Source organism: Streptomyces sp. NBC_01166 (genome assembly GCF_045039765.1).
Classification (GTDB): domain Bacteria; phylum Actinomycetota; class Actinomycetes; order Streptomycetales; family Streptomycetaceae; genus Streptomyces.
In genome coordinates this window covers 5,752,425-5,779,175 of record NZ_CP108613.1, presented here as the reverse complement: position 1 = coordinate 5,779,175, position 26,751 = coordinate 5,752,425, and the positions used below count along the sequence as shown (strand labels likewise).

Here is a 26,751-nt window from a genome sequence, read left to right as displayed (position 1 = left end):
CACCACTCACCCCCCCGAGCCTTCCGAGGAGGCAGTCTCTGTGACCGCCCGCAAGCCGTCCCGCAAGCCCTCCGACCCCATCGAGGTCCCTCCCACCGCCAAGCCGGTGACCACCGAGGTCACCGCCCCCGCGGCTCCACCCGCCGCGGCTCCCGCCCCCGCCGAAGCACCCGCTGACGCACCCGCGGACGCGCCGCCCCCGCCGCCCCCGGTGAAGCGCGCGCGGGCCAGGAGGACGGCGGCCGCGGCCACCGGCGCCCCGCCCCGTCCCCGGCGCGGCGGGGGCAGCAAGAACGTGCTGCCCGCCACCACCCTGGACGACGCGGACCGGGGCCGGCTGCTCGCCGGTGAGCACCACGATCCGCACGGGCTCCTGGGCGCGCACCCGACCTCGGGCGGAGTGCTCTTCCGGGCGCTGCGCCCCTTCGCCCGCACGGTGACGGTGCTGGCCGGGGACAAGCGGGCCGAGCTGCAGAGCGACGGCGACGGTTTCTTCTCGGGCGTCCTGCCGCTGCCCGCCGTGCCGGACGGGTACCGCCTCCAGGTCGCCTACGACGACAACACGATCGAGGTGGACGACCCGTACCGCTTCCTGCCCGCCATCGGCGAACTCGATCTGCACCTCATCGGCGAGGGCCGGCACGAGGAGCTCTGGAAGGCCCTCGGCTCGCAGCCGATGGAGCACCAGGGGGTGTCCGGCACCCGGTTCACCGTCTGGGCGCCGAACGCGCGCGGGGTCCGCGTCACGGGCGACTTCAACTACTGGGACGGCACCGCTTTCCCCATGCGCTCGCTCGGCTCCACCGGCATCTGGGAGGTCTTCCTCCCGGGTGTCGGCGAGGGCGCCGTCTACAAGTACGACATCTGCCGGCCCGACGGGTCTCACACCCAGCGGGCCGACCCGATGGCCCGGCACACGGAGGTCCCGCCCGCCACCGCCTCGGTGGTCACGGCCTCGCGCCACGAGTGGCAGGACGCCGACTGGATGGCCCACCGGGGCGACCGGCCGGTCCACGAGTCCCCGTTCTCCGTCTACGAGATCCACCTCCCCTCCTGGCGGCCGGGCCTCAGTTACCGCCAGCTGGCCTCCCAGCTCCCGGCCTACGTACGGGAACTCGGCTTCACACACGTGGAGTTGATGCCGGTCTCGGAGCACCCCTTCGGCGGCTCCTGGGGCTATCAGGTCACCGGCTTCTACGCGCCGACGTCCCGCATGGGCACCCCGGACGACTTCCGCTTCCTGGTCGACGCGCTGCACGCGGCGGGCATCGGCGTCCTCATGGACTGGGTGCCGGCGCACTTCCCGCGCGACGACTGGGCGCTCGCCGAATTCGACGGCCGCCCGCTGTACGAGCACTCCGACCCGAACCGGGCCGCGCACCCGGACTGGGGGACCCTGGAGTTCGACTACGGTCGCAAGGAGGTCCGTAACTTCCTCGTCTCCAACGCCACTTACTGGTGCGAGGAGTTCCACATCGACGGGCTGCGGGTCGACGCGGTCGCCTCCATGCTCTACCTCGACTACTCCCGCGAGGACGGCCAGTGGTCGCCGAACGAGTTCGGGGGCCGGGAGAACCTGGACGCGGTCGCCTTCCTCCAGGAGATGAACGCGACGGTCTACCGGCGCAACCCGGGCGTCGTCACGATGGCGGAGGAGTCGACCGCCTGGGAAGGGGTCACCCGCGCCACGGACCACGGCGGTCTGGGCTTCGGTCTGAAGTGGAACATGGGCTGGATGCACGACTCCCTCGTGTACATGTCCAAGGAGCCGATCCACCGCAAGTACCACCACAACGAGATGACCTTCTCGATGGTGTACGCGTACAGCGAGAACTACGTGCTGCCGATCTCGCACGACGAGGTGGTGCACGGCAAGCAGGCCCTGGTCACCAAGATGCCCGGCGACTGGTGGCAGCGGCGGGCGAACCACCGCGCCTACCTGGGCTTCATGTGGGCCCACCCCGGCAAGCAACTGCTCTTCATGGGGCAGGAGTTCGCACAGGGCGCCGAGTGGTCCGAGGGCCACGGCCCGGACTGGTGGCTGCTCGACGAGACGTACGAGGCCTCCGGCGACCACCGGGGCGTACGTTCCCTGGTCACGGACCTCAACGCGGTCTACAACGCCCTGCCCGCGCTCTGGCAGCGGGACACCTCGCCAGAGGGCTTCAGCTGGATCGACGGCGGCGCCGCGGAGGACAACGCGTTCGCGTTCGTCCGCTACGACGCGGACGGATCACCGCTGATCGCCGTCTCCCACTTCTCCCCGGTGGTGCGGCAGGACTACCGGATCGGCGTGCCGGACGGCCCGGAGGCCTGGGTCGAGGTCCTGAACACGGACGCGGCACGCTACGGCGGCAGCGACGTACGCAACGAGGAGCCGCTGAAGCCGGAGGCGGTACAGGCGCACGGCAGGGACACCAGCATCACGCTGACGCTCCCGCCGCTGGCGACGGTCTGGCTGCGGCCGGCCTGAGCGAACGGGACAGGGGCGGTACGTCCGGACCTCCGGGTGCGCCGCCCCTTTCCCGTCGACGCGTCACCCATGTGCGTTACCTTGCGGCCATGCGTGTATCAGCGGCCACGTACACAGGGCGGTCCTCGCGGTGAGCACGGAGAAACGGCCGGTGGAGCCGGAGCCGGTCCACGAGCTCGGCTGCACGCTGCGGATCTACGAGGTCGAGTACGGGGACGACCTCGGGGGCGTCTGCATCGTCCGGTGCCTCAGCGGAGTGGCCCGGGCCGGTCAGCCGTTCCTCTCCCCCGCCGCTTCCGCCGGGCCCGCACCCGCCGGCCCGCTCACCGTCACCAGGATCGAGTGCTACGGGCGGGAGGTCGCGTTCCTGGACCCTCCCCACACGGCCCGCGTCACGCTCTCCGGTGGACCGACCGCGGGACTCGCCAAGGGGACGGTCCTCTCGGCAGTCCTGTGGCCCGCCGGCCGGCCGGTCTCCACGCGGCTCGTGAACGACCAGGAGGCCGACGTCACCGTGAGCGCGGTGGCTCCGGTCGGTTCCGCGGTGGAGGTGGCCGGAGCCGCCGTCCCCGGCTTCATCGACCAGGCGAAGCACCCCTCGTGGTGGTCGGAGGAGGTACCGCCGCCACGGATCGGCGACCAGTTGCGTGTGGCCGTGCTGGACGATTCGCGAAGTCCGGTGCGCCTCAGCGCCCTTCGGTCCGACATCGAGATCGCACGGACGTCGCGAGACCGCCACCGCGCGCCCCGCAACCCTGACTGAGCGCGTGTCCCTGCCTACTTGAGCGTGTACGAGCAGGGCTTGCCCGTCTTGCCACCCTCGTTCTCGACGACCGTCTTACCGTCGACGGTGATCGAACACCCCGCCGCGACGAGCATGCCGTCGGCCCCGGTCGTGTTGCCCGGCGTCACGAGCACCAGCCGGCCGACCTCGCGCTCCGCGCCCCGCGGGGCGATGGTGGCCGTCTTCGTCCACGGCAGGTCCACCTCCGCGAAGTCCGAGTCGTCGAGGGTGTACATGACGTTGCTCCTGCCCGTCCCCTCGACCTTGATCGTCACCTCGTGCGAGGCGCCTTCCTCCACGGCACCTCCGCCGCCCTCCTCCGGCTTCGCCGATCCCTGAGCGGCGGGGCTGCTCCCCTTGCCCGCGTCGGCCGGCTTCTCCGCGTCACCACCGCAGCCCGTCAGCAGAGCGGCCGCCAGAACGAAGGCCGTCGCGGTAAGTGTCCTGCGCATTGCTTCCCCCATGATCGATGTCCCCCGGCGCGCTCGACACGTTCCGGGTCCGGGAAGATCGTAGTCAGCCGCACAGGGTGGCGCGGCCCCAGCGCCGTCTCCGTATGGAAGACACACGGAGGTGACGCACCGAACTCGCCGTAGCCTCATATTCGTAAGCCAGATGCGCTCATCGGAATGAAATCCAAGGCATACACAGGTGAATACCGCACCTGAGGGTGTGTCTGTTGTTTTTCTTCAGGCAACCATTGACGGCCTGACGAGTGCGGTGTTTTAGTGACGCATCCCGATCGGAGACAGTGTCCTCTTATAGGAGACAGCACATTGGCCACCCAGATCCTCACCTCCTCGCTCAAGACGCTGGAGGTCCTCGCAGCCCTGGCCGACGAGCCGCAGGGTGTGGGGGTGTCCGAGCTCGCCCGTCGCACCGGCGGCAGCCGGGGCTATGTGCACCGGCAGCTGGTGACGCTGTGCGCCGGTGGGTGGGCCGAGCAGGCGGAGGACGGGACCTACCGGCTCAGTCTCCGTGTCTCCAGGCTCTCCGACGCCGCGTTCGCCCAGGCCGGACTCGGTCACCGGGCCACCGCGGCGATGGAGGAACTGGCCGCCCTGGTCGACGAGACGGTCTCGCTGGCCGTCCTCGACGGTGACTCGGCGCGGATAGTGCAGCGGGTCGAGGTGGACCGGCTGCTGCGTGTCGACTCCCGGATCGAGGCGCGGATGCCGATCTCGGACACCGCCTCGGGCCGGGTGCTCACCGCCTGGGCGCTGCCGCACGATCTGGAGGCGCTGCGCGAGGCGGGGGTACCGACCGCCGGTGACGCGGAGTTGGAGCGCATCCGGGACCTCGGCTACGCGATCTCGCTGCCCAACCGGCTGGAGCCGACGGTCGCCGTGGCGGCCCCGGTCCTCGACGCCCGGCATCGCGTGATGGCGGCGCTGTCCGTGGTCGGCCCGATGGTCCGCTTCGACGCCGAGGCGGCGGCGGCCGACACCGTGGCCTGCGCGGCCCGTGTCACCAAGATCGTCTCCGGGAGGAGATGACCGCCGCCGCCGGATCCCTCCCCGCCGGGCCCTGACCCGGACCCCGTCCGCAGCATCCCTCCCTTCCCGCACGGCCCCGGCCCTCGTCCGCCCGGACCCGGCCCCCGCGGCACCCCGGGCCGCCGTCCCCGACCGGGGCGTGCCCCGCCGCGCCGTCACCCCGCACCACCCGCGCGACCGGACCTCACCCCCTGCCGGCGCCCCTCCGTGAATACCCATGTCTGGCCCCGGGTTTGTCCCGACGCCCTGCCCTGCCCGCACCCGCTCTGCCGCCCGCCGGGGCCGTCCCGCCGGCCCCGCCGACGACGTCCGCCGCTCCCCCGCGGCGGCACCGCACCGCAAGACCCGCACGAAAGGAACCATCCGTGGCACCACAGCCCAGTCCGGCCGGGCCCGCCGGCCGGCCGGCCGCCGAGATCATGACCTCGACCGCCCTCTCCTCCCTGCAGGCCGGGCGCCTCTCCTCGGCCCGCTCCCTGGTCAACCGGATGCTTCGCGAGGACTGGCGCGTCGAGCGCCGCTCGCTGACCGTCGAGGCGGACGGCAGCGGCGAGGCCGTCTACCGCATCCACGCCGCGGACCGCGTGATGGACTTCGTGGCCTTCGCCTTCCCGCCGTCGTCGCAGGAGCGCACCCTGCGCATCTTCGACCTCGGCTGGGACATGATGGGCGCCCTCCTCGACGGTCCCGCGACGGCCGGGGACGTCGAGCACACCCGCAACGAGATGCCGCGTCTCTACCACGGCCGCGCCACCGCGCACACGCTCACCTGGTGCCGCGCCAACCGTTCGCTGCGCGTCTTCGAGCACGTCGTCGAGGCGCTGGCGGCGGGCCGGCAGCCCGACACCGTCGCTCTCGCCCGCGTCGGCTACCTGATGCGCAACATCGGCCTCGACGGCAACGGCACCTTCGGCACGCGTACGTTCCTCGCGTACGGCGACGACCACCCGCTCGCGGTGCCGTACCACGCCCAGTTGCTGTCCGCGTACATGATGCGTGAGCTGAGCGCGGACCTGGTCGAGGCGCTGGCCGCCCGCCGCTCGGAGACGGCTGTGGCCCTCGATCCGCAGGTGCGCCGCTTCCTCGGCGTCGGCAACAGCTCCGCGCTCGGCCTGGTCCTGTGGGTCGGCAACCACCCGGTGCTGGTGGACCGCTGGATCTCGCTGCGCGAGCAGGCCCTCGCCCACGCCCGCGGCCTCGCGGCGGCGCCCGGTTCCGGTGTGGCGGACACGCTGGTCACCCTGCTGGAGCGGGCTGCTTTCTACCAGAGCGAAGACGTCAACGAGTACACCTGCTTCACCCCCGCCGCACGGATCGCCGCCGACCTGCGCCGGATCCTCGACGCGATCCCCGGACGCGCAGCCGCTGCCGAGGCGGAAGGCCGGGTGCCGACGGTGGCCGAGCTGGTCGACGGCGTCGAGGGGGTCTGCGACGAGGCCGCAGAAGTGGTCAACTCCGTGCTCACCGAGCTGGATCCGGCGGAGTCTGACCGGCTCGCGGCAGGGCTCACGGTCAACGAGACGTTCCGCCGGGACGGCTCGATGGCCGCCGGTGAGCTGCGCGCGCTGCTCACCGACCGGTACGCCTGGGCTCTCGCCGTCGACCGGACGGCGCCGGGCGCGATCGCCAACACCTGGTACAAGTCCCGGTCCGCCGAGGAACCCCGGTGCGGCGCCACCGCCGAACTGCCCGAGGGCACCGTCGATCTCACCGTGGACATCCCCGGCATGGTCCAGCATCTCGACGGCGTACTCGCCGCCGAGGACCCGGCCCTGCCCGTCGGACGCCTCCTCGCACGCCGGCCGGATCTGCGGGGAGCCGTCGAGCGCCTCCAGTCCCTCGCCGGGCACCCCTACGCCGTACCGCACACCAACATCCGTGACGCCGACTTCGTCCCCGCGCGGATCATCCGCCTGGCGAACGCCGCCCTCTACGGCCTGGAACGCACCAAGGACTACCTCGGCCGTGACCTGCGCGGCGTGATCTTCCAGGGCGCTCCCACCGCCGCCGACCTGGAGGGTGCCGGCACCGGCCCGTGGTTCTGGCCCGCCGTGCCGCGCCCCGCCGGCACCGTCCTCCTCGACGCGCCCGCCCCCTCGAACGGAGCCACCCGATGACCTCCGCCACGCTCACCAGCGGCACCGGGAGCGACGGCGCCGCCGACCGCCTCGGGCGCACCTGGCAGAACGCCTCCGACGCCGAGACCCTCCACCTGTCACTGCGCGAACTGCGGCTCATCACCGAGCGCCTGCTCCAGGCCCAGGGCCTCGCACTCGGCGCCGTACCCGCCGTACGCGACCTGGTGCTGCACGCCCAGGCCGCCGGGCTGCCCGCGCTCCAGTTCCTCTCCGAGGGGCTCAGCGCCGCCGACCGCACCGGCTCGGGCCGGGTGGAGATCGCCGCCGAGGCCCCCGGCGCACTCGTGGTCGACTGCCTCGGGCAGAGCGCCCTCGTCGTCGCCCCCGCACTGCTCGACCTGCTCCAGGCCGAGCCTGGCAAGCGGGTCACCCTGTGGGCCGGGCACATCGAGCGCGCCGGACTCACCGCCGTACTGGAGCACCAGGGCACCGACCGGGGCGTGGTGATCACGATGACGCCCATCCCTTCGGACGCCGCGCCGGCCGCCGGGCTGCCTCCGCTGCCCGAGGCCCTGGCCGGCGACGGCGTACTCCTCGTCATGGAGCGCCGCGCTCCCGAACTGCCCGACGACAGCGAACTGTTGCGGCTGCTGCCGCTCGTGGGATCGCTGCCCGCGGCCCGCGCGGTACACGCCGGGGTGGAGACCCCCGCCGCCCTGTGGTGGTCGCTCTTCGAGGACTCCGCGCACGCGCTGTCCACGGAGTCGGTGACCTCTCTCAAGCACGCGGGCGCGACGGCCGTCGACGAGAACGGCGTGATCGAACCCGACCTCACCGACGACGTGGACTTCGTCGGCGGCACGGCCATCCACTCCATCAGCTCCATCAACGAGGGAGAGCAGCGATGAACATCGACGGACTCGAGTGCGGCGTCTTCAACCGGACGGTCTTCGAGGAGCTGCGCGCCGGGCGCGTGGACTGCGTGACCAACACCATCGCGTTCTGGGAGAACGCGGCGGAGACCATGCAGGCCCTCGCCGACTGGTACGGGATGGAACGCGACAACGCCGATCTCATACGGATCGCGTACTCCACGGCCGACATCGAGTCGGCTGCCGCCGAGGGCCGCACCGCCGTCCTCATGGGGACGCAGAACGCCTCCCCGATCGAGGACCGGCTGGACTACGTCGAGCTGTTCGCCCGCATGGGCCTGCGGGTCATGCAGCTCACCTACAACATCCAGAACACCCTGGGCGCGAGCTGCTACGAGACCACCGACGCCGGCCTGACCCGCTTCGGCCGCAACGCCGTCCAGGAGATGAACCGCTGCGGCGTCCTCGTCGACTGCTCGCACGTCGGCGACCGGACCTCGTACGACGCGATCCACGCCTCGGCCGTCCCCGTGGCGGTCAACCACGCCAACCCGCGCGAGTTCTTCGACCATGCCCGCAACAAGCGGCCCGAGGTCATCGACGCGCTCGCGGAGCGGGGCGGGGTGCTCGGCCTGACGATGTATCCGAACATCGCCGGGGAGTGGAGCGAGACCGTCGACAGCTGGTGCGAGCTGGTCGCCCGCACCGTGGAGCGGATCGGCGTCGATCACGTCGGTGTCGGTTCCGACCTCGGCCGCTTCCTCACCGAGGAGCACATGGTGGAGATGCGCAAGGGCCACTGGACCCGCGGCCCCGAGTACGGGGCGGGCAAGCCCGGGCAGTCGCCGGTCGTGCCGGACCCGGAGTGGTTCGAGACGGCGGCCCAGTTCGGCAACATCCCCGACGGGCTGGCCAAGGCCGGCTTCTCACCCGCCGAGGTCGAGAAGCTGTGCGGCGGCAACTGGCTGCGCCTGTACAAGCAGACCATCGACGTGGACCTGCAGGGCGGCCCGCCGGCCGTGCCCGTGACCGCCTCGGCCTGACCACCCGGCCCGGTGGCGGACCGCCAACCGCCGCCGGGCCCCACCGAGGTACCCGTCGGACGCCGTACGCACCCGGAGCGAGCCCCACGCCCCGGGACGCCACCCAGGAGTGACTCCCCCGCCTCCTCCCTGCCCGTCTCTCCGAGTGGAGACCCCGATGCCCCACCGTCCCCTCGCGCCCCGGCCCCGGCGGCGCACTCTCGCCGCACTCGCTCTGACCGCCGCCCTGACCGCCTCGCTCACCTCCTGTGCGACCGCGGGCGTGTCCGTCGAAGCCGCGCGCCACACCCTCGTCGTCGACACGGCGTTCAACGCCAAGTCCATCGACCCCGCCCGCGTCTACCAGCCCACCGACTACCTCGTCGACCACGCGCTGTACGAGACGCTGACCACCTACCGGGGCGACGACCTCCGTACGCCGGTGCCCGGTCTGGCCGCGTCCTGGTCCAACTCCGGGGACGGGCAGTCCTGGACGTTCACCCTCCGGGAGGACGCCCGGTTCTCCGACGGCACCCCCGTCGAGGCGAGCGACGTCGTCTTCTCCTTCGACCGGCTGCGCCACGTCGACGCCAGCCCGGCCTATCTGATGGCCGGGATCTCCGTCGAGACGAAGGACGCACGGACCGTCGTCGTCACCACCGAGTCGCCCCGCGCCGACGTGCCCGCCATGCTCGCCACCCCGCAGTTCGGGGTGCTCAACGCCGACGCGGTGCGCGCGCACGGCGGCACCGACGCGAAGAACGCGGTCACCGAGGACAAGGCCGAGACCTGGCTGAACACGGCGTCGGCGGGTTCCGGGCCGTACCGGCTGAAGAGTTACAGCAACTCCTCGCAGATCGTCCTGGAGGCCAACCCGGAGTACTCCGGTGACGCACCGGCCTACCCCAGGGTGATCATCCGGAACGTTCCGTCCGCGCAGCAGCAGCTGCTCGGGGTGCAGTCCGGTGACTCGCAGATCGCCCTCGACATCTCGGCGCTGCAGACCAAGGGCCTGCACGGCGCCGATCTCACCGTCGACAACAGCAGGGCGGCCGAGGTGCTCTACCTCGCGGTCAGCCGTGCGAAGAGCCTCCCCACGGCCTCCGACGACGTGCGGAAGGCCATCCGGCTCGGCATCGACTACGAGGGCCTCGTCGAGGTCGCCGGGCCCGGCTCCGCCCAGGCCACCGGCATCCTGCCGACCGTCTTCACCGGGGGTCTCGGCAAGGGGGACGCCGTGGTCCACGACCCCGGAGCCGCCCGCGCCCTCGTCGAGAAGGCCAAGAAGGAACAGCGCCTGAAGAAGATCGAGCTGACCCTCGACTACGCCAGTGACTACCACCGGCTGGCCGGTCTCGATTACGGCGTGATGGCCCAGCGGATACAGAGCGACCTGGGGAAGATCGGGATCACCGTCACGCTCCGCCCCTCGCCGACGTCGACCTCCCTGCAGCGGTACGTGGACGGCAGGACGCAGCTCGCCCTGTGGTCCTACCCGCCGGACTACCTCGATCCGCAGAACGTGCTCGGCTTCGCGCCCGGCGACTTCCTCTCCAAGCGGGTGCACTGGCCGGCGAAGGCCGCTCCCGGACTCGCCGCCCTCACCGAGAAGGCGTACGGCTCGGTCGACGAGCAGGACCGGCTCACCGCCTACACGGCGTGGAACCGGGCGATGAACGAGGACGGTCCCTTCGTCCCGCTGCTGGAGCCGAACTTCGTCACCGTCGCCTCGTCCGAGGTCACCGGACTGGTCCGCAACCCGCTCTACTACCTCGATCTGGCCGCGCTCGGCCGCTCGGAGGGATGACCCAGTGACCGACACCGCCGACACCGCCCCCGGCACGGCCCTCGCCGGACCGGCCCCCGCACCCGCGGGCCCACCGGACACCGCGAAGGACACTCCCCGTGCCCGCCGCAGGATGCCGCCGCTGGCGGCGTACGCGCTGCGCCGCGTCGCGTCCTCGGTGCTGATCGTCCTCGGCGTCACCCTGGTGACGTTCCTGCTCAGCTCCGTCGTCCCGGCGGACCCCGCCACCGCCAACCTCGGCCAGCGCGCCCTCGACGACCCCGAGATCGTCGCCCGCTACCGCGCCGACCAGGGCCTCGACCGGTCGCTGCCGATGCAGTACGCCTCGTACCTCGGCAACCTGCTCACCGGGGATCTGGGCACCTCGCAGCAGACCCAGCGCCCGGTCCTCGACGACCTCGCCGAGAAGCTGCCCGCCACCCTCGAACTGGTCGTCGTCGCCACCGCGATGGCCATCGTCATCGGTGTCCTGTTCGGCGTACTCGCCGCGAAGGGGCGCGGCGGCCGGCTCGACCGGATCTCCCGCACCCTCTCGCTCACCGGGGTCTCCCTGCCGACCTTCTGGATCGGGATGGTCGCCGCCGTGCTGTTCGTCAAGAACCTCGGCATCCTGCCCGGTTCCGGGCGGCTCGCCCCTGCCCTCGATCCACCGGCCCAGATCACCGGCTTCTACACGGCCGACGCGCTCCTCGCCGGCGACCTGGACGCCTTCGCCTCGGCAGCCGCCCACCTCGTCCTGCCGGCATCGGTCCTCGCCCTGTCCGTCATCGGCATGGTGCTGCGCTTCACCCGCAGCGCCGTACTCGAAGCGCTCTCGTCCGACTTCGTGAAGGCGGGGCGCGCCAAGGGACTTCGCGCGCGCGGTGTCCTGTGGGGCTACGCGGTGCGCTCGGCCTCCGGTCAGCTGATCACCGCCACCACCCTCTCCTTCAGCCTGCTGCTCGCCGCGACCGTCTACATCGAGCAGCAGTTCTCCTGGAACGGCATCGGCCAGTACGCGTTCCGCAGCTCGACCAACCTCGACCTGCCCGCCGTGATGGGCGTATCCATCCTCATCGCCCTGGTCTTCGTCGTGGTCAACCTGGTCGCCGACCTGCTGTACGCCGCCTTCGACCCGAGGATCCGCCTGTCATGACCGCCACCCTCACCCCGGTCACCGCTCCGGGCCTCCGTACGGGACGGGTGGCCGGCGCCTGGCGCTGGGCACGCCGCAACCCCGCACAGGGCGTCGCCGTCGGCGTGCTGCTCCTGTGGCTGATCGTCATCCTCCTCGCCCCCGTGCTCGCGCCGTACGACCCCCTCGACCAGAGTGCGGTGCCCCTCGATGGCGCGTCGTCCGCGCACTGGCTCGGCACCGACCCAGCCGGGCGGGACGTGCTCTCCCGCGTCCTGTACGGCGCCAGGCTCTCCGTCCCGGTCGGGCTGCTGCTCATCACCGCGACCGCCGTGATCGGCACGGTCGTCGGTCTTGTCGCGGGCTTCTTCGGCGGCTGGGTCGACGAGGTCCTGATGCGGATCACCGACGTCGTCTTCGCCTTCCCGGTGATCATCCTGGCGATGGCCGTTGCCGCCTCGCTCGGCCCGTCCCTGCCCAACTCCGTCCTCGCGGGCGCTCTCGTCTGGTGGCCCGGGTACGCGCGCACCGTGCGCTCCACCGTGCTCTCGCTGCGCGAGTCGGACTTCGTGCACGCCAACCGGCTCGCGGGGGTCGGCTCGGTCCGCTCGATCCTCGTGGACCTGGTGCCCGGCGTCGCCGGCTCGCTGCTCGTCCTCGCCATGCTGGATGTCGGCGGCGCGATCCTGCTGCTCGCCGGGCTGTCCTTCCTGGGGCTCGGTGCCAGGCCGCCGGCCGCCGAATGGGGATCGATGATCTCCGAGGCCTCGCAGTACTTCAACCAGTGGTGGCTCGCGGTCGTTCCCGGCCTCGCCATCGTCACGGTCGTGGTCGCCTTCAACGTCCTCGGCGACGCCCTGCGCGACCGGCTCGACCCCAAGCTCTCGACCGCTGGAGAACGATGATGAGTGGGGACAACACCCTCGGCGCGCGCACCCCGCTGGACTCCCGAGCGGGTACGGGCACAGCACGTACCGGTACGACTGGTTCCGTCACGGCCGTCGAGCCTCTCCTCGACGTACGGGACCTGACGGTCACCCTGCACCGGGCCGGACGGGACATCCGGCTCGTCGACGGTGTCGGTCTCGCCGTCCGCCCCGGGGAGATCCTCGGGATCGCCGGGGAGTCCGGGAGCGGCAAGACGGTGACGGGCATGACCCTGGTCGGCCTCGGCCCCGAACGTGCGAGGGTGACCGGCTCGGTCCGCTTCGACGGGCGCGAGCTGGTCGGGCTCCCCGAGAAGGAGTGGGGGCAGGTACGCGGCCGGGACATCGCGGTCGTCTTCCAGGACCCGTCCTCCGCCCTGCATCCGATGCTCACCGTGGGGCGGCAGATCACCGACCACGTCCGCCGTCACCAGGGCGTCAGCCGCAAGCAGGCGGCGGCCCGCGCGGTCGAGCTGCTCGACCTGGTGCGCATCCCCGGCGGGGCCTCGGCCGCCGCCCGCTATCCGCACCAGTTCTCGGGGGGCATGCGCCAGCGCATCGCCATCGCCTCCGCCCTGGCCTGCAACCCGCGTCTGCTCATCGCCGACGAGCCGACCACCGCCCTCGACGTCACCGTCCAGGCCGGGATCGTCGAACTCCTCGACGAGCTGCGGCGCGAGACGGGCATGGCCGTCGTCATGGTCACCCACGACCTCGGAGTGCTGTCCTCCATAGCTGACCGGATCGCCGTCTTCTACTCCGGCCGAGTCATCGAGACCGGCACCGTCGGCGAGGTCATCGGCTCTCCCCAGCACCCGTACACGCGTGGCCTGTTGCAGGCTCTGCCGCACGCGTCGCTCGGCGAGCGCTCCGCCGTCGGGCACGCCGTGCCGCTGCGCCCCATCCCCGGTTCGGCCCCCGCCGCCGACGCACCGGTACCCGGCTGCCCGTTCCGGCCGCGCTGCTCGTCGGCCGTCGACGGCTGCGACCGTACGCGCCCCGTACCGGTCAGCATCGGCCCGGCCCGTACGGTCGCCTGCGTGCTGGCCGAGCCCGGTGCCGTCCGCCCCGCCGACACCCCCTCCACTCCCGGCCCCGTCCTCGCGGCCGATGCCCCCTCCAGGAGGAAGGCATGACCGTGTACGCCGGCCACCCGGCCGCACCACTGCTCCGCGTCGAGGACGTGGTCGTCGAGTATCCCCGCAAGGGGCAGCCCCCGATGCGTGCCCTGGCCGGGGTCGGTCTGGAGGTCGCCCCCGGTGAGATCGTCGGCATCGTCGGCGAGTCCGGCTGCGGCAAGTCCACCCTGGCCCGCGCCGTCACCGGGCTCGCCCCAGCGCACGCCGGCTCGGTCACCTTCGACGGCACACCGGTCGGCGCCATGGGACGGCGCCGCCGCGCCTCCGGCCTGCTGCCGCTGCAGATGGTCTTCCAGGACCCGAACGCCTCGCTCAACCCGCGGCGCACCGTCGGCGCGCAGATCCAGGAAGTCGTGGTCGCCCGCGAGCGCGCACTGGGCGCCAGGCGCGGGCGCCGCGATCCGGAGACTGCGCGCGAGGCCGTCGAGGCGCTGCGCCGGGTCGGCCTTCCGGACGGAGCGGCGGAGAAGTATCCGCACGAGTTCTCCGGCGGGCAGCGGCAGCGGGCGGCGATCGCCCGGGCGCTCGCCTCCCGCCCGAAGATGATCGTCGCGGACGAGCCGGTGTCGGCCCTCGACGCCTCCGCGCAGGCGGCAGTGGCGAATCTGTTGCGGGACCTGTCGCGCGAGGAGGGCATCGCCCTCGCGTTCATCTCGCACGACCTGGCGGTGGTCGGCGCGCTCGCCGACCGGGTGGTCGTCATGTACCTGGGCCGCGTCGTCGAGACGGGCACCGTCGAGCAGATATTCAACGCGCCGCAGCACCCGTACACACAGGCCCTGTTGGCCGCCGTACCGGTGCCGGACGGCACCGGCGCCCGCCCTCGGGCGCTGACGGGCGAGGTCCCCGACCCGGGCAGCCCCCCGCCCGGCTGCCGCTTCCACCCCCGCTGCCCGCTCGCCGTCGACCGCTGCCGGACCGACGAGCCGGTCCTGCAGCGTGCCGCCGGCTCCGAGGTCGCCTGCTGGGTGGCGCAGCGGCAACCGCCCAAGGCCTGACCCGCCGGGTGGAAGGGAGGTCACGGACACGCGGCTCCCCGCGGCCTCGGCTTCCGGGGCGGCGTCGGTCCGTGATCTCACTCCGGGCCTCTGGTTCGTCGAGGCCGGTCGACGGGACGGCACGGAGGGCCGGGCAGGGCGTACAGCCCCGCGATGTGTCCGTAACCGCCCGACGACCGCCCGGCGGTCAGACCGCCGCCGGGAGCACGTCCTCCAGCTCCTGGAGCAGGCGGCGCTTCGGGCGGGCGCCCACCATCGACTTCACCGGTTCGCCGTCCTGGAAGACCATCAGCGTCGGCATCGACAGCACCGCGTAGCGGCTGGTGACACCCGGGTTGTGGTCCACGTCGAGCTGGACGACCTTGACCCGGCCGGCCTCCTCCCGGGCGATCGCGCTGAGCACCGGGGCGAGCTGGCGGCAGGGCCCGCACCAGTCGGCGGTGAATTCGACCAGGACCGGCAGGCCGGCTCCCAGGACCTCCGTGTCGAACGTCGTGTCGGTCACCTCGGCGACACCTTCCGCGTGGATCATCTGTCGTCCTCCCAGTTCAGTTCACATCGTGGTTCGGGCCCGCCCGGCACCCCGGCGGACGCCTCCAGTTCGGCGCGGGCCAACTGTGCGCCCACCTCCGTACGGACCGACTGGAGCTGGCCGATGAGCGCGTCCAGCTCGCCGAGCTTGCGCCGGTAGACGGCCAGCGAGGCCGGGCAGGCGTCGCCCGCCGGGTGGCCTGCACGCAGGCAGTCGACGAAGGGACGGGTCTCCTCCAGGTCGAACCCGAAGTCCTGGAGGGTCCGGATCTGCTGGATCAGCCGCAGGTCGCTCTCGTCGTACGTCCGGTAGCCGTTGTCCGCGCGGCGTGCGTGCAGCAGGCCCCGTGACTCGTAGTACCGCAGCGTCCGTGTCGTCGTCCCGGCGCGTTCGGCCAGTTCCCCGATTCGCATACCGCGACGGTAATCCTTGACGTCGGCGTCAAGGCAAGCGCCAGGTGAGCACAGGGCAGGGCGCCGCCTTCAGGAAGTGGAGCGGCCGGGCCCATTGACGGGCGCCCCCGGTGCATCTAAATAACTCTGAGAGCGCTCTCACAAACAACCTTCCCGGCACGTCCCCACCGGAGGTTCCCTTGCGTACGAGCCGCACCACCCCCCACAGACCCCACGGCCGAACGACCGTCCTGGCCGCCCTCACCGCTCTCGCCCTCACCCTCGCCGCAGTGATCACCGTCGCCGGTTCCGGGCCCGCCCGTGGTGACGTGCCGACGACGCCCGGCTGGGACCTCCGGTGGAGCGACGACTTCAACGGCGCGAACCGCAGCCTGCCGTCCTCCGCGAACTGGCAGATCGACACCGGTCACGGCTATCCCGGCGGCCCCGGCAACTGGGGCACCGGGGAGGTCCAGAACTACACCGCCAGCCCCGACAACGTCAGCCTCGACGGCAGCGGCAACCTCCGCATCACCCCGCTCCGCGACGGCGCCGGCAACTGGACCTCGGGCCGCATCGAGACCAAGCGGGCCGACTTCAAGGCACCGGCCGGCGGCACCCTGCGCATCGAGGGCCGCGTCCAGATGCCGAACGTCACCGGCGAGGCGGCCCTGGGCTACTGGCCCGCCTTCTGGGCGCTGGGCTCGCCCTACCGGGGCAACTACTGGAACTGGCCGGGCATCGGCGAGTTCGACATCATGGAGAACGTCAACGGGATCAACTCCGTCTGGGGCGTGCTGCACTGCGGGGTCAACCCGGGCGGCCCCTGCAACGAGACCACCGGCCTCGGCAACAGCCGCGTCTGCCCGGGCGCGAGCTGCCAGTCCGCCTTCCACACCTACCGCTTCGAGTGGGACCGGGCCGTCACGCCCAACGCCCTGCGCTGGTACGTCGACGACCAGCTCTTCCACAGCGTCGACCAGAGCCAACTGGACGCCACGACGTGGGCGAACATGACGGACCACGCCGGGTACTTCCTCCTGCTGAACCTCGCGATCGGCGGCGCCTTCCCGAACGCGCTCGGCGGCTCCACCCCGACCGCCGGGACGGTCCCCGGCCGGCCCATGCTGGTCGACTACGTCGGCGTCTGGACCCGGGGCGGCGGCGGCACCACCGACCCGCCCACGGATCCGCCGGCCGGCTCCTCCACCCTCGTCCTGCGCAGCGCCGGCGGCCTCGGCGCCGCCCAGTCCGCCGCCTCGTCGGTGACGGTCGCCTCTGCGGGCGGCGGCAACTACGACGGCACCCCGCACAGTCCGCAGACGTTCACGGCGACGGGCATCACCCGGGCCTACGACGGCGGCTCCACCCAGTTCGACGTGTTCGCCGACTCGGGCACAGCCATAGCCAACGGGCAACAGGTGCGGGTGAGTTACGACCGTACGGGCGACGGGTCCTGGGACCGCACGGAGACGTACAACTACTTCGCCACCGATCCCGTCAACGGGTACGAGCACTACACGCAGGCCAAGGGGCTCAGGTCGTCCACCGGAAGCCACGGCAACCTGGTCAACGGCAAGGTGAAGGTGGAGATCTGGAACGCCATCGGCAACGGCACGAGCACCGTGGGCACCGGGAACCAGTCGGTCATCCGCATCCCGTTCGGCTGACACTCATCGGGCGACGGTGAGGTAACAGGTGTAGGAGCCCGTCACCGTCGTCTCCGTCCCGTTGCCGGGTTCCCCGTCCATGGCGACCGACACGCTCACCTCGGACTCCCCCTGCACTCTGAACCCGTCCGCGTAACGGCCGCCGCGCCGCCAGTCCTTCGGCGCGGCGGCATCGGCGCGTTCGCACTCCTCCTCCCCGTAACGGTCGTTGCTCCCGAGTTCCGGCTGGCCGGGGTAGACCCGGTCCACCTCCACCTGACCCAGCACCCGGAGGTCGTGCCGGTCCGCGCAGTCCACGGGCCGGACGATCTCCTCCGTGCCGAGCCCGGCGTCGCCGGTGATCGCGCACCGGCCGGCCTTCAACGTGGCGACGGGCGCCAGCACCTCACCGGCGTCCTCGACCGGCTCACCGCCACCGGCGGGCCCCTCGGCCTTCACCGGCTCGCCGAAGGCGGCGAGTCCGTACGCCGCCCGCAGCCGCTTCACGTCGATGAGCAGGCCCTTCTCGTGAAGGGCAGCCAGCACGGGCGCGAGGTCGGCGGCGGCCGAGGCCAGTCTGCCGTCGGCGTCCAGCTTCACCGTCAGCCCGACGGACTTGGCCCCCCAGGCTTCACCGGCACCGCGCAGGTGACGCGGCAGAAGTTCCGCCGCGACCTCGGGCAGCAGGTCCACCCGGTAGACCCGGCTGCCGTCCGCGCGGCGCTCGGGGGCCTCCCGGGGGATCGCGCGCGGAACGAGGTCCGCGAGGGTCCCGCTGTACGGCGCCGCATCCCCGGCCGCGTGCCCGGCGACCTCACCGGTCGCCTCACCGAGCTTGCTGACGGCCTCGGGGGTGAATTTCAGCCAGGCGGAGCTTCCGCTGCGGACGTAGACGTCGTCGTCGGCCGTGGCCAGCACCTGCTTGCCCTCCGGAGCCGATCCCCTGAGGAGCTCCAGCGTGCCCTTCGGAAACGTGCGAGGTGCGTCGAGGTCGAGGTCCGCCCGTGCCGTGCCCCTCTCGTAGTCCTGGCTCCCCCGCGCGCGCTGCACGGCGTCGCCGCCCGCTGTGCCGTACGTCAGCGTCGAGACGAAAGCGGCGGTGCCCTCCTCCCGGGTGGCGTCCGTCGCTGCCTGGAACTGCTCGGCGAGCGGCTGCCCGTAGACCGCCTCCCCTGCCGGGGCTTTCTCGCCCGCGCCGCAGCCGGCTGTGCCGATGAGAACCGGGAGCAGCAGCGTGATCATGGCTCTTCGGCATCGTACGGTCTTCAGCGTCCCCACCCCTTGTGCCTGGTCAGGCACCTCCTGCACCTGCCCAGGAGAGTGATGCTGCTCGGAGAGACCGCACGGCGCCAGCACGGAACGATCACACTGTCCGCACATCGAGGGGCGGGGCAAACGCGAGCGGCCGGTACGGGAGGTCCCGTACCGGCCGCTTCGGTCGCTCGTTACACCTTTGCCAGCGAGGGCTGCTCCCCGTCGCCCTCCCTGGCCTCCGGGACGTGCGGCTCGCCGCCGTGGGCGTCGTCCGTCATCGTCTGCTCGTCGAACGGGAGGGCACCGGAGAGGACCTCGTCCACCCGGGCCCGGTCGATCTCCTTGGTCCAGGTGCCGACGAGCACCGTGGCCACCGCGTTGCCCGCGAAGTTGGTCAGGGCGCGGGCCTCGCTCATGAAGCGGTCGATGCCGACGATCAGGCCGACACCGTCGACCAGTTCGGGGCGGTGCGACTGGAGACCGCCCGCAAGGGTGGCCAGGCCGGCGCCGGTGACGCCCGCCGCGCCCTTCGAGGCGATCACCATGAAGACCAGCAGCGAGATCTGCTCGCCGATGCTCAGCGGGTCGCCCGTAGCGTTGGCGATGAAGAGCGAGGCCATCGTGAGGTAGATCGCGGTGCCGTCGAGGTTGAAGGAGTAGCCGGTCGGCACGGTGATGCCGACGACGGGCTTGCTGACGCCCATGTGCTCCATCTTCGCGATCAGCCGCGGCAGGGCCGACTCGGACGAGGAGGTGGAGAGGATCAGCAGGAACTCACGGCCCAGGTACTTCAGCAGGGAGAAGATGTTGACCCCGGCGACCAGGCGCAGGATCGCTCCCAGGATCAGGAAGACGAAGAGCGCGCAGGTGACGTAGAAGCCGACCATGATGATCGCGAGGGACTTCAGGGCGTCGACGCCGGTCTCACCGACCACCGCCGCCATCGCACCGAACGCGCCGACCGGCGCCGCCCACATGATCATGGCGAGGATGCGGAAGACGAGGCGCTGGATGTGGCCGATGCCCCGCAGGACGGGTTCGCCGGCCGAGCCCATGGCCTGGAGCGCGAAGCCCGCGAGCAGGGCGATGAGCAGGGTCTGCAGGACCTCGCCCTCGGTGAAGGCCGACACCATGGTCGTGGGGATGATGCCGAGCAGGAAGTCCACGGTGGACTCGCTCTCACCCGCCTGCGCCTCGCCCGCGGCGCGGGCCGCCTCGGTGAGGTGGAGGCTGGAGCCGGGCTCCAGGAGGTTGCCGACGACCAGGCCGATGGCCAGGGCGACGGTCGACATCACCAGGAAGTAGCCGAGGGCCAGACCGCCGACGGCGCCGACCTTGGCGGCCTTCCGTACGGAGCCGACCCCCAGCACGATCGTGCAGAAGATGATCGGCGAGATCATCATCTTGATGAGGTTGACGAAGCCTGTGCCGATCGGCTTGAGCTCCACGGCGAAGTCCGGAGCCACGAGGCCCACCGTGATGCCCAGCACCACGGCGGCGATCACGGCGATGTAGAGATAGTGGGTGCGGTCCCGTCGTGCGGCTTTCTCTGCCACGGGGGTCTCCTCGGGTGTGCGGCGGCTCCCCGTCCCTGGGGGCCCCGGTGACTATTCACGCCCCTGTGACGGCCGTCACCCTTGCGTTCATATCGTTCACGGACGCTTATCGGCCACCTTGGGCCCGCGGTCCCCGCCAGGCAGACTGTGAGGCATGCGCCTGCCCCGTACCCTCCCCCGCAGCCTGGCCGGCCAGCTGTTCGCGATGCAGGCCCTGCTCGTGGCCGCGGTCGTGGCCGGGTGCGCGTTCTTCGCGTACGCCTCGGGCCGTTCCCAGGCGGAGGAGACCGCGGCCCGCCAGGTGCGGGCGGCCGCCCTCGCCATGGCCGGATCGCCGTCGGTGCGGGAGGCGATCCGTACCCCCGATCCGTCCGCCGTACTCCAGCCCTACGCGGAGCGGGTCCGCGAGGACACCGGGATCGCCTTCGTCACGATCATGAATCCGGAGGGGGTCCGCTGGACCCACCCCGACCCGGCCCAGATCGGCAGGGGCTTCATCGGACACACCGAGCGCGCCCTGCTCGGCGAGACGTTCGAGGAGACGTACACCGGCACGCTCGGCCCCTCGATACGGGTCGTCACGCCCGTCCGGGACGGCGACAGGATCGTCGGCCTGGTCAGCGCGGGCATCACCGTCGAGCGGGTCTCCACACAGGTGCGCGAGCAGCTCGGGGCCCTGGGGACGGCTGCGGGCGCCGCCCTGGCGCTGGGCGCGCTCGGGACGTACGTGATCAACGCCCGGCTGCGGCGGCACACGCACGGGATGAACGCCCGGGAGCTGAGCCGGATGCACACCTACCACGAGGCCACGCTGCACGCGGTGCGCGAGGGGCTCCTCATGCTGGACGGCCAGCGCCGGGTCGCCCTGATCAACGACGCGGGCCGGGAGCTGCTGGGGCTGGCCCCCGGGTCGGTCGGGCGCCGGGTCGACGAGCTGGCGCTGCCGGCACCACTGACCGGGGCGCTCCTGGCGTCCGAGCCGAGGGTGGACGAGGTCCATCTGACGGCGGACCGGGTGATCGTCGTCAACACCAGCCCGGTGGTCGGCGGCGAGCGGCGCGGGACGGTCGTGACGCTGCGGGACCACACGGAGCTGCAGGCGCTGTCGGGCGAGCTCGACTCGGAGCGCGGCTTCACCCAGGCGCTGCGCTCGCAGGCGCACGAGGCGGCGAACCGGCTGCACACCGTGGTGTCGCTGATCGAGCTGGACCGGGTCGAGGAGGCGGTGGACTTCGCGACTGCGGAGCTGGAGCTGGCGCAGGTCCTCACCGACCGGGTCGTGGGCGCTGTCGCCGAGCCGGTGCTCGCCGCCCTGCTCCTCGGCAAGGCGGCGCAGGCCAACGAGCGCGGTGTGGAGCTGGTGCTCGCCGAGGACAGCCTGATCGACGACGGGGCCCTGCCGCGCTCACTGGCGCCGCGGGATCTGGTGACGATCCTCGGCAATCTGATCGACAACGCGGTGGACGCCGCATCGGACGCGGCGACGGGCGCCGGCGTCCCCGCGCAGCGCACCGCGACACGGGCCCTGGTCACCGTGACCGCGCGGACGGACTCCGGCGAGCTGCTCCTGCGGGTGGCGGACACCGGCGCCGGGATCGGCCCGGACGACGCGGACGAGGTCTTCCGGCGCGGCTGGACGACCCACGGCACCGGCCGGGGCCTGGGCCTGGCGCTCGTCCGGCAGGCGGTCCACCGCAACGGCGGGACGGTGGCGCTGGACCGGGCGGAGGGCGGCGGCGCGGAGTTCACGGTGCGGCTGCCGCTCGCCGGCCTTAAGGCGATCACGGAGGTGGTGGCCCCGTGATCCGGGTGCTGGTCGTGGAGGACGATCCGGTGGCCGCGGACGCCCATCAGCTGTACGTGGGCCGGGTGCCGGGTTTCGAGGTCGCCGCCGTCGCCCACTCCCGCGCGGAGGCCGTACGTGCGCTGGACCGGACGGAGGTGGACCTGCTGCTGCTCGATCTCTATCTGCCCGACGGGCACGGTCTGCAGTTGCTGCGCTCACTGCGCGCGGCGGGGCACGGTGCGGATGTCATCGCGGTGACGTCGGCGCGCGATCTGGCGGTGGTGCGGGAGGGCGTGTCGCTCGGCGTCGTGCAGTACGTGCTGAAGCCGTTCACGTATCCCACGCTCCGGGACCGGCTCGTCCGGTACGCCGAGTTCCGTGCGGCGGCCGGAGAGGCGAGTGGCCAGGAGGAGGTGGACCGGGCACTGGGCGCGCTGCGGGTCTCGGACCCGGCCACGCTGCCCAAAGGGCTGAGCGGACCGACGCTGGAGGCGGTGACCCGGGCCCTGCGGGAGGCACCTGAGGGGGCGACCGCGGCGGCCGCCGGGGAGGAGCTGGGAATCTCCCGGATCACCGCCCGCCGTTATCTGGAGCATCTGGTGACGGTGGGGCGCGCCGTGCGGCGGCCGAGCTACGGTCAGGTCGGCCGGCCCGAGCTGCACTACCACTGGGTGGCTGAAACCCGCTGATGGTCCGGCCCGTCCCTCCGGGGCGCCCTAGGAGGATCACACGAAGGGTGAACTGATAGGAACAGCCTGTAGCCAGGCCGTTCCCGGCCTTCTACGGTGGGGCCGTGCACCCCACCCCGCCCTTCAACGCCCCCGCCGCGCGCCGCCTGCGCGAGGCGCTGGGAATGGCTCCCGGACATGTTGCGTACGGGCTCGGCGCCCAGTATGGACTTCGGATCACCGCCGAGACCGTGATGGCCTGGGAACGCGGCACGGCGCTGCCGGGCGAACGCGAACTCATGGCGCTGGCCGGTGTGCTGTGGTGCGCGCCGGGCGAACTGCTGGCCGCCGCGAGCACCTTGCGCGAGCACCGGCTGGGCCGGGAGGTCGCGGTGGACGACCTGGCGCGGACGCTCGGGATGACGGCCGCCGCGTATCAGCGGATCGAGGAGTCGGGCCGCTGGCGCGGCAACGAGCGCCAGGCCCTGGCGCTCTGCGACGCGCTGGACATGTCGGTGGCGCAGTTCCTCACGGCGACCGGCCGGAACGAGGAGCTGGCGGACCTGCTGACCAGGGCGGTCACGACGCGGTGGCAGGCGTACGTGCGCCCGGTGGACAAGCTCGTACCGCTGGACCGGATCCTGGTCCAGGACGTGCTGGAGCAGTTGCACACCGACTACCAGTCGCTGATGGTGTCGACGCTGAGCTGGAACACCACGGGCCGGGACCGGGCCGGGACGGCGGGCGAGGAGGGACGGGAGTTCCTGGACCGGGTGGTCGAGGAGTTCTGGCGGACGGCCGGCATCTGAGCCGGCGTACGCGGGAGAGCCCCGGCCGCCCGAAGAGGTCCGGCCGGGGCGGAGTGTCAGAAGACCGACTCGGCCTCGTACATCCGGTCGCTGGGGACGGTCTTCAGCCGGGTCACGGCGTCCGCCAGCGGGGCCATCACGATCTCGGTCCCGCGCAGCGCCGTCATCCGGCCGAAGTCGCCGCGGTGCACGGCCTCCACGGCGTTCCACCCGAAGCGGGTCGCGAGCACCCGGTCGTACGCGGTCGGCGTGCCACCGCGCTGCACGTGGCCGAGAATGACCGGCCGGGCCTCCTTGCCGAGCCGCCGTTCGAGCTCGGCGGCGAGCCGGTTGCCGATGCCCTGGAAGCGCTCGTGGCCGAACTGGTCGATCTCGCCCTTGGCGTACGTCATGGAGCCCTCGGCCGGGTGCGCTCCCTCGGCGACGCAGATGACGGCGAACTTCTTGCCGCGTGCGAAGCGTTCCTCGACCATCTTGACCAGGTCGTCGACCTGGAAGGGCCGCTCCGGCAGGCAGATGCCGTGGGCACCGCCGGCCATGCCGGACTCCAGCGCGATCCAGCCCGCGTGGCGGCCCATGACCTCGACGACCATGACCCGCTGGTGCGACTCGGCGGTGGTCTTGAGCCGGTCTATGGCCTCGGTTGCGACGCCCACGGCGGTGTCGAACCCGAAGGTGCGGTCGGTGGCGGAGATGTCGTTGTCGATGGTCTTCGGGACGCCGACGACGGGCATCCCGGCGTCGGACAGCATGCGGGCCGCGGTGAGCGTGCCCTCGCCGCCGATCGGGATGAGCGCGTCGATGCCGTAACGGAGGGAGAGTTCCGCGCAGTTCTCGGCGGCCTCGCGCAGCCGGTCGCGCTCCAGCCGCGCCGAGCCGAGGATCGTGCCGCCGCGGGCCAGGATGCCGCTGACCGCGTTCAGGTCGAGGGGCCGGAAGTGGCCGTCGAGCAGCCCCTTGAAGCCGTCCTCGAAGCCGATGACCTCATCGCCGTGGCCCACCACGGCTCGGTGCACGACCGACCGGATCACAGCGTTCAGGCCTGGGCAGTCGCCGCCTGCGGTGAGAATTCCGATGCGCATCCTGCTCTGTCTCCTGCTCGCTAGTGCCATGCATTCCGGGGACCGTCGTGAAACCCCCGTACCGTGAGCCACGACGATTGTCCCACGCCGAGCCGGGCCCCCGCGCTTCCGACCGCGTCGCAAGGACGGTACGGGCCCGGTGGCGGCCCGCCCCGGGCACCCTGCCCGGCGGGCGGCTCACCTGCCCCGGTAGGTATCGTCAAAGGGACAATGCCAGCCAAACAGGACGGGAGACCACGCGTGGCGCGCAGTGTGTACGTGACCGGGATCGACCGGGGAGACGGCCGTCAGGTCGTCGATCTGGGAGTCATGGAGCTACTGACGCGTCAGGTCGACCGGGTCGGTGTCTTCCGGCCGCTCGTCCACGACGGACCCGACCGGCTGTTCGAGCTGCTGCGGGCCCGCTACCGGCTCTCGCAGAGCGCGGAGACGGTCTTCGGCCTGGACTACCAGGAGGCCTCGGCCGTCCAGGCCGAGAAGGGGACGGACGAACTGGTCTCACTCCTCGTCGAGCGTTTCCACCGGGTGGCCCGCGACTACGAGGTGGTGCTGGTCCTCGGCAGCGACTTCGCCGCCACCCAGCTCCCCGACGAGCTGGCCCTGAACGCGAGGCTCGCCAACGAGTTCGGCGCCTCGGTGATCGCGGTGGTCGGCGGCAAGGACCAGGACGCCGAGTCCGTGCGGGCCGAGACGCGCAACGCCTACCGGGCGTACGCCGGCCTCGGCTGCGACGTCCTGGCCATGATCGTGAACAGGGTGGCGTCCGAGGACCGTACGGACATCGCCGAGCGGCTGAAGGCGCAGCTCCCGGTCCCCTGTTCCGTGCTGCCCGACGATCCGGCACTCTCCGCGCCCACCGTCGCCCAGATCACCACCGCCCTGGGCGGAACGGTTCTGCTCGGCGACGACTCGGGCCTCGCCCGGGACGCACTGGACTTCGTGTTCGGCGGCGCCATGCTGCCGAACCTCCTCAAGGCCCTGACCCCGGGCTGCATGGTCGTCACCCCCGGCGACCGCGCGGACCTGGTCATCGGTTCGCTCGCCGCGCACAGCGCCGGCACGCCGCCCATCGCGGGCCTCCTGCTGACCCTGAACGAGCGCCCCGGCGAGGAGATACTCCGGCTGGCGGCCCGCCTCGCACCGGGTACCCCGGTCGTCGCGGTGACCGGCGGGTCCTTCCCCACGGCGGGTGAACTCTTCGCGCTGGAAGGAAAGCTGAACGCGGCGACGCCCCGCAAGGCGGAGACCGCCCTCGGCCTCTTCGAGCGCCACGTGGACACCGGCGCGCTGCTGGAACGGGTCTCGGTGGCCCGCAGCGGCCGGGTCACCCCGATGATGTTCGAGCACGAGCTGCTGGAGCAGGCGCGTTCGGACCGGCGCCGCGTCGTCCTGCCCGAGGGCACCGAGGAGCGCGTCCTGCGCGCCGCGGACGTGCTGCTGCGCCGCGACGTCTGCGACCTGACCCTCCTCGGGGACACCGACGTCATCCGCAAGAAGGCCGCCGACCTGGGCATCGACCTCGCGGAGACGCAGCTCGTCGATCCGCAGACCTCCGAGCTGCGCCAGAGCTTCGCCGAGCGGTACGCCGTGCTGCGCGCGCACCGCGGGGTGACGGTGGAGCTGGCGTACGACGTCGTCTCGGACGTCAACTACTTCGGCACGCTGATGGTCCAGGAGGGCCTGGCGGACGGCATGGTCTCCGGCTCGGTGCACTCCACGGCGGCGACGATCCGCCCGGCCTTCGAGATCATCAAGACCAAGCCGGACGCCTCGATCGTCTCCTCGGTCTTCTTCATGTGCCTCGCCGACAAGGTCCTGGTCTACGGGGACTGCGCGGTCAATCCGGATCCGGACGCGGAGCAGCTCGCGGACATCGCGGTGCAGTCGGCGGTCACCGCCGCCCGCTTCGGTGTGGACCCCAGGATCGCGATGCTCTCGTACTCGACGGGCACCTCGGGCACGGGCGCCGACGTCGACAAGGTGCGGGAGGCCACGGAGCGGGTACGCGCCTCCCGGCCGGACCTGAGGATCGAGGGGCCGATCCAGTACGACGCGGCGGTCGAGCCGACCGTCGCCGCGACCAAGCTGCCGGCGTCGGAGGTGGCGGGCCGCGCGACCGTGCTGATCTTCCCGGACCTCAACACCGGCAACAACACCTACAAGGCGGTCCAGCGTTCGGCGGGCGCGGTCGCGGTCGGCCCGGTCCTCCAGGGGCTGCGCAAGCCGGTCAACGACCTCTCCCGCGGCGCGCTGGTCCAGGACATCGTCAACACGGTGGCCATCACCGCGATCCAGGCCCAGGGCGAGGAATGAC

Annotated in this window: 22 protein-coding genes; 16 read left to right on the top strand and 6 right to left on the bottom strand. The window is 72.0% G+C overall.

Translation table 11 applies throughout. The annotated features are described in order from the left end of the window. Nucleotides 1-40 precede the first annotated feature (40 nt). Complete coding sequence (gene glgB, locus OG379_RS26765) at nucleotides 41-2,473, top strand: 1,4-alpha-glucan branching enzyme (protein WP_405665561.1); 2,433 nt, start codon at nucleotides 41-43, stop codon at nucleotides 2,471-2,473. 130 nt (nucleotides 2,474-2,603) lie between these two features. Beyond that, nucleotides 2,604-3,236, top strand: a complete 633-nt coding sequence (locus tag OG379_RS26760; protein ID WP_405665560.1) for a hypothetical protein — start codon at nucleotides 2,604-2,606, stop codon at nucleotides 3,234-3,236. A gap of 14 nt (nucleotides 3,237-3,250) precedes the next feature. Here OG379_RS26760 and OG379_RS26755 read toward each other — a convergent pair whose 3' ends face one another. Beyond that, on the bottom strand, nucleotides 3,251-3,709 hold the full coding sequence (locus OG379_RS26755; protein WP_405665559.1) for a hypothetical protein: 459 nt from the start codon (nucleotides 3,707-3,709) through the stop codon (nucleotides 3,251-3,253). A 324-nt stretch (nucleotides 3,710-4,033) separates the two neighbouring features. Between OG379_RS26755 and OG379_RS26750 the strand changes: the two genes are divergently transcribed. The 9 genes from OG379_RS26750 to OG379_RS26710 all read left to right on the top strand — a co-directional run bounded on the left by OG379_RS26750 (nucleotide 4,034) and on the right by OG379_RS26710 (nucleotide 14,709). After that, nucleotides 4,034-4,753, top strand: coding sequence for an IclR family transcriptional regulator (locus OG379_RS26750; protein WP_405665558.1), 720 nt, complete (start codon nucleotides 4,034-4,036; stop codon nucleotides 4,751-4,753). 365 nt (nucleotides 4,754-5,118) lie between these two features. Further along, nucleotides 5,119-6,870, top strand: coding sequence for a hypothetical protein (locus OG379_RS26745; protein ID WP_405665557.1), 1,752 nt, complete (start codon nucleotides 5,119-5,121; stop codon nucleotides 6,868-6,870). Continuing rightward, nucleotides 6,867-7,739: a hypothetical protein gene (locus OG379_RS26740; RefSeq protein WP_405665555.1), complete on the top strand. Its 873-nt coding sequence runs from the start codon at nucleotides 6,867-6,869 to the stop codon at nucleotides 7,737-7,739. Before OG379_RS26745 ends, OG379_RS26740 begins: the two co-directional genes overlap by 4 nt. Further along, nucleotides 7,736-8,746, top strand: a complete 1,011-nt coding sequence (locus OG379_RS26735) for a membrane dipeptidase (protein ID WP_405665554.1) — start codon at nucleotides 7,736-7,738, stop codon at nucleotides 8,744-8,746. Before OG379_RS26740 ends, OG379_RS26735 begins: the two co-directional genes overlap by 4 nt. Nucleotides 8,747-8,903: 157 nt before the next feature. Further along, nucleotides 8,904-10,532: an ABC transporter substrate-binding protein gene (locus OG379_RS26730; protein ID WP_405665552.1), complete on the top strand. Its 1,629-nt coding sequence runs from the start codon at nucleotides 8,904-8,906 to the stop codon at nucleotides 10,530-10,532. Nucleotides 10,533-10,536: 4 nt separating this feature from the next. Continuing rightward, nucleotides 10,537-11,667, top strand: a complete 1,131-nt coding sequence (locus OG379_RS26725; protein ID WP_405665551.1) for an ABC transporter permease — start codon at nucleotides 10,537-10,539, stop codon at nucleotides 11,665-11,667. Further along, nucleotides 11,664-12,551, top strand: coding sequence for an ABC transporter permease (locus OG379_RS26720; RefSeq protein ID WP_405665550.1), 888 nt, complete (start codon nucleotides 11,664-11,666; stop codon nucleotides 12,549-12,551). Before OG379_RS26725 ends, OG379_RS26720 begins: the two co-directional genes overlap by 4 nt. Continuing rightward, nucleotides 12,551-13,708, top strand: coding sequence for an ABC transporter ATP-binding protein (locus OG379_RS26715; protein ID WP_405665549.1), 1,158 nt, complete (start codon nucleotides 12,551-12,553; stop codon nucleotides 13,706-13,708). The genes OG379_RS26720 and OG379_RS26715 overlap by 1 nt, the downstream gene beginning before the upstream one ends. Next, the gene (locus OG379_RS26710; protein WP_405665547.1) at nucleotides 13,705-14,709 is read left to right on the top strand and encodes an ABC transporter ATP-binding protein; all 1,005 of its coding nucleotides are present in this window, start codon (nucleotides 13,705-13,707) and stop codon (nucleotides 14,707-14,709) included. Before OG379_RS26715 ends, OG379_RS26710 begins: the two co-directional genes overlap by 4 nt. A 187-nt stretch (nucleotides 14,710-14,896) precedes the next feature. Here OG379_RS26710 and trxA read toward each other — a convergent pair whose 3' ends face one another. Further along, nucleotides 14,897-15,241: a thioredoxin gene (trxA, locus tag OG379_RS26705; protein WP_393760983.1), complete on the bottom strand. Its 345-nt coding sequence runs from the start codon at nucleotides 15,239-15,241 to the stop codon at nucleotides 14,897-14,899. After that, nucleotides 15,238-15,654, bottom strand: coding sequence for a MerR family transcriptional regulator (locus OG379_RS26700; RefSeq protein ID WP_393760981.1), 417 nt, complete (start codon nucleotides 15,652-15,654; stop codon nucleotides 15,238-15,240). The genes trxA and OG379_RS26700 overlap by 4 nt, the downstream gene beginning before the upstream one ends. A gap of 179 nt (nucleotides 15,655-15,833) precedes the next feature. On the opposite strand from OG379_RS26700, the gene OG379_RS26695 reads away from it, so the two are divergent. Continuing rightward, complete coding sequence (locus OG379_RS26695) at nucleotides 15,834-17,303, top strand: glycoside hydrolase family 16 protein (protein ID WP_405665545.1); 1,470 nt, start codon at nucleotides 15,834-15,836, stop codon at nucleotides 17,301-17,303. A 3-nt stretch (nucleotides 17,304-17,306) separates the two neighbouring features. On the opposite strand, the gene OG379_RS26690 is transcribed toward OG379_RS26695, so the two are convergent. Together OG379_RS26690 and OG379_RS26685 are read right to left on the bottom strand one after the other, a co-directional pair. Further along, nucleotides 17,307-18,524: a hypothetical protein gene (locus OG379_RS26690; protein WP_405665544.1), complete on the bottom strand. Its 1,218-nt coding sequence runs from the start codon at nucleotides 18,522-18,524 to the stop codon at nucleotides 17,307-17,309. Nucleotides 18,525-18,727: 203 nt separating this feature from the next. Further along, entirely contained in the window at nucleotides 18,728-20,092 is a 1,365-nt protein-coding gene (locus tag OG379_RS26685) for a cation:dicarboxylate symporter family transporter (protein ID WP_393760975.1), read from the bottom strand. A gap of 154 nt (nucleotides 20,093-20,246) precedes the next feature. On the opposite strand from OG379_RS26685, the gene OG379_RS26680 reads away from it, so the two are divergent. The 3 genes from OG379_RS26680 (at nucleotide 20,247) to OG379_RS26670 (ending at nucleotide 23,355) form a co-directional block, all read left to right on the top strand. Beyond that, nucleotides 20,247-21,896 carry an ATP-binding protein gene (locus tag OG379_RS26680; protein ID WP_405665542.1) on the top strand — a complete coding sequence of 550 codons (1,650 nt, stop codon included), beginning with the start codon at nucleotides 20,247-20,249 and terminating at the stop codon, nucleotides 21,894-21,896. Further along, on the top strand, nucleotides 21,893-22,567 hold the full coding sequence (locus OG379_RS26675; RefSeq protein WP_393760971.1) for a response regulator: 675 nt from the start codon (nucleotides 21,893-21,895) through the stop codon (nucleotides 22,565-22,567). Before OG379_RS26680 ends, OG379_RS26675 begins: the two co-directional genes overlap by 4 nt. Nucleotides 22,568-22,731: 164 nt before the next feature. Then, nucleotides 22,732-23,355 carry a helix-turn-helix domain-containing protein gene (locus OG379_RS26670; RefSeq protein ID WP_405668655.1) on the top strand — a complete coding sequence of 208 codons (624 nt, stop codon included), beginning with the start codon at nucleotides 22,732-22,734 and terminating at the stop codon, nucleotides 23,353-23,355. A gap of 56 nt (nucleotides 23,356-23,411) precedes the next feature. Here OG379_RS26670 and OG379_RS26665 read toward each other — a convergent pair whose 3' ends face one another. Continuing rightward, a complete protein-coding gene (locus OG379_RS26665; protein WP_104789209.1) occupies nucleotides 23,412-24,437 on the bottom strand; it encodes an ATP-dependent 6-phosphofructokinase in 1,026 nt (341 codons plus the stop codon). 240 nt (nucleotides 24,438-24,677) lie between these two features. Between OG379_RS26665 and pta the strand changes: the two genes are divergently transcribed. Then, nucleotides 24,678-26,750, top strand: a complete 2,073-nt coding sequence (gene pta / locus OG379_RS26660; protein ID WP_393760968.1) for a phosphate acetyltransferase — start codon at nucleotides 24,678-24,680, stop codon at nucleotides 26,748-26,750. Nucleotide 26,751: the final 1 nt, after the last annotated feature.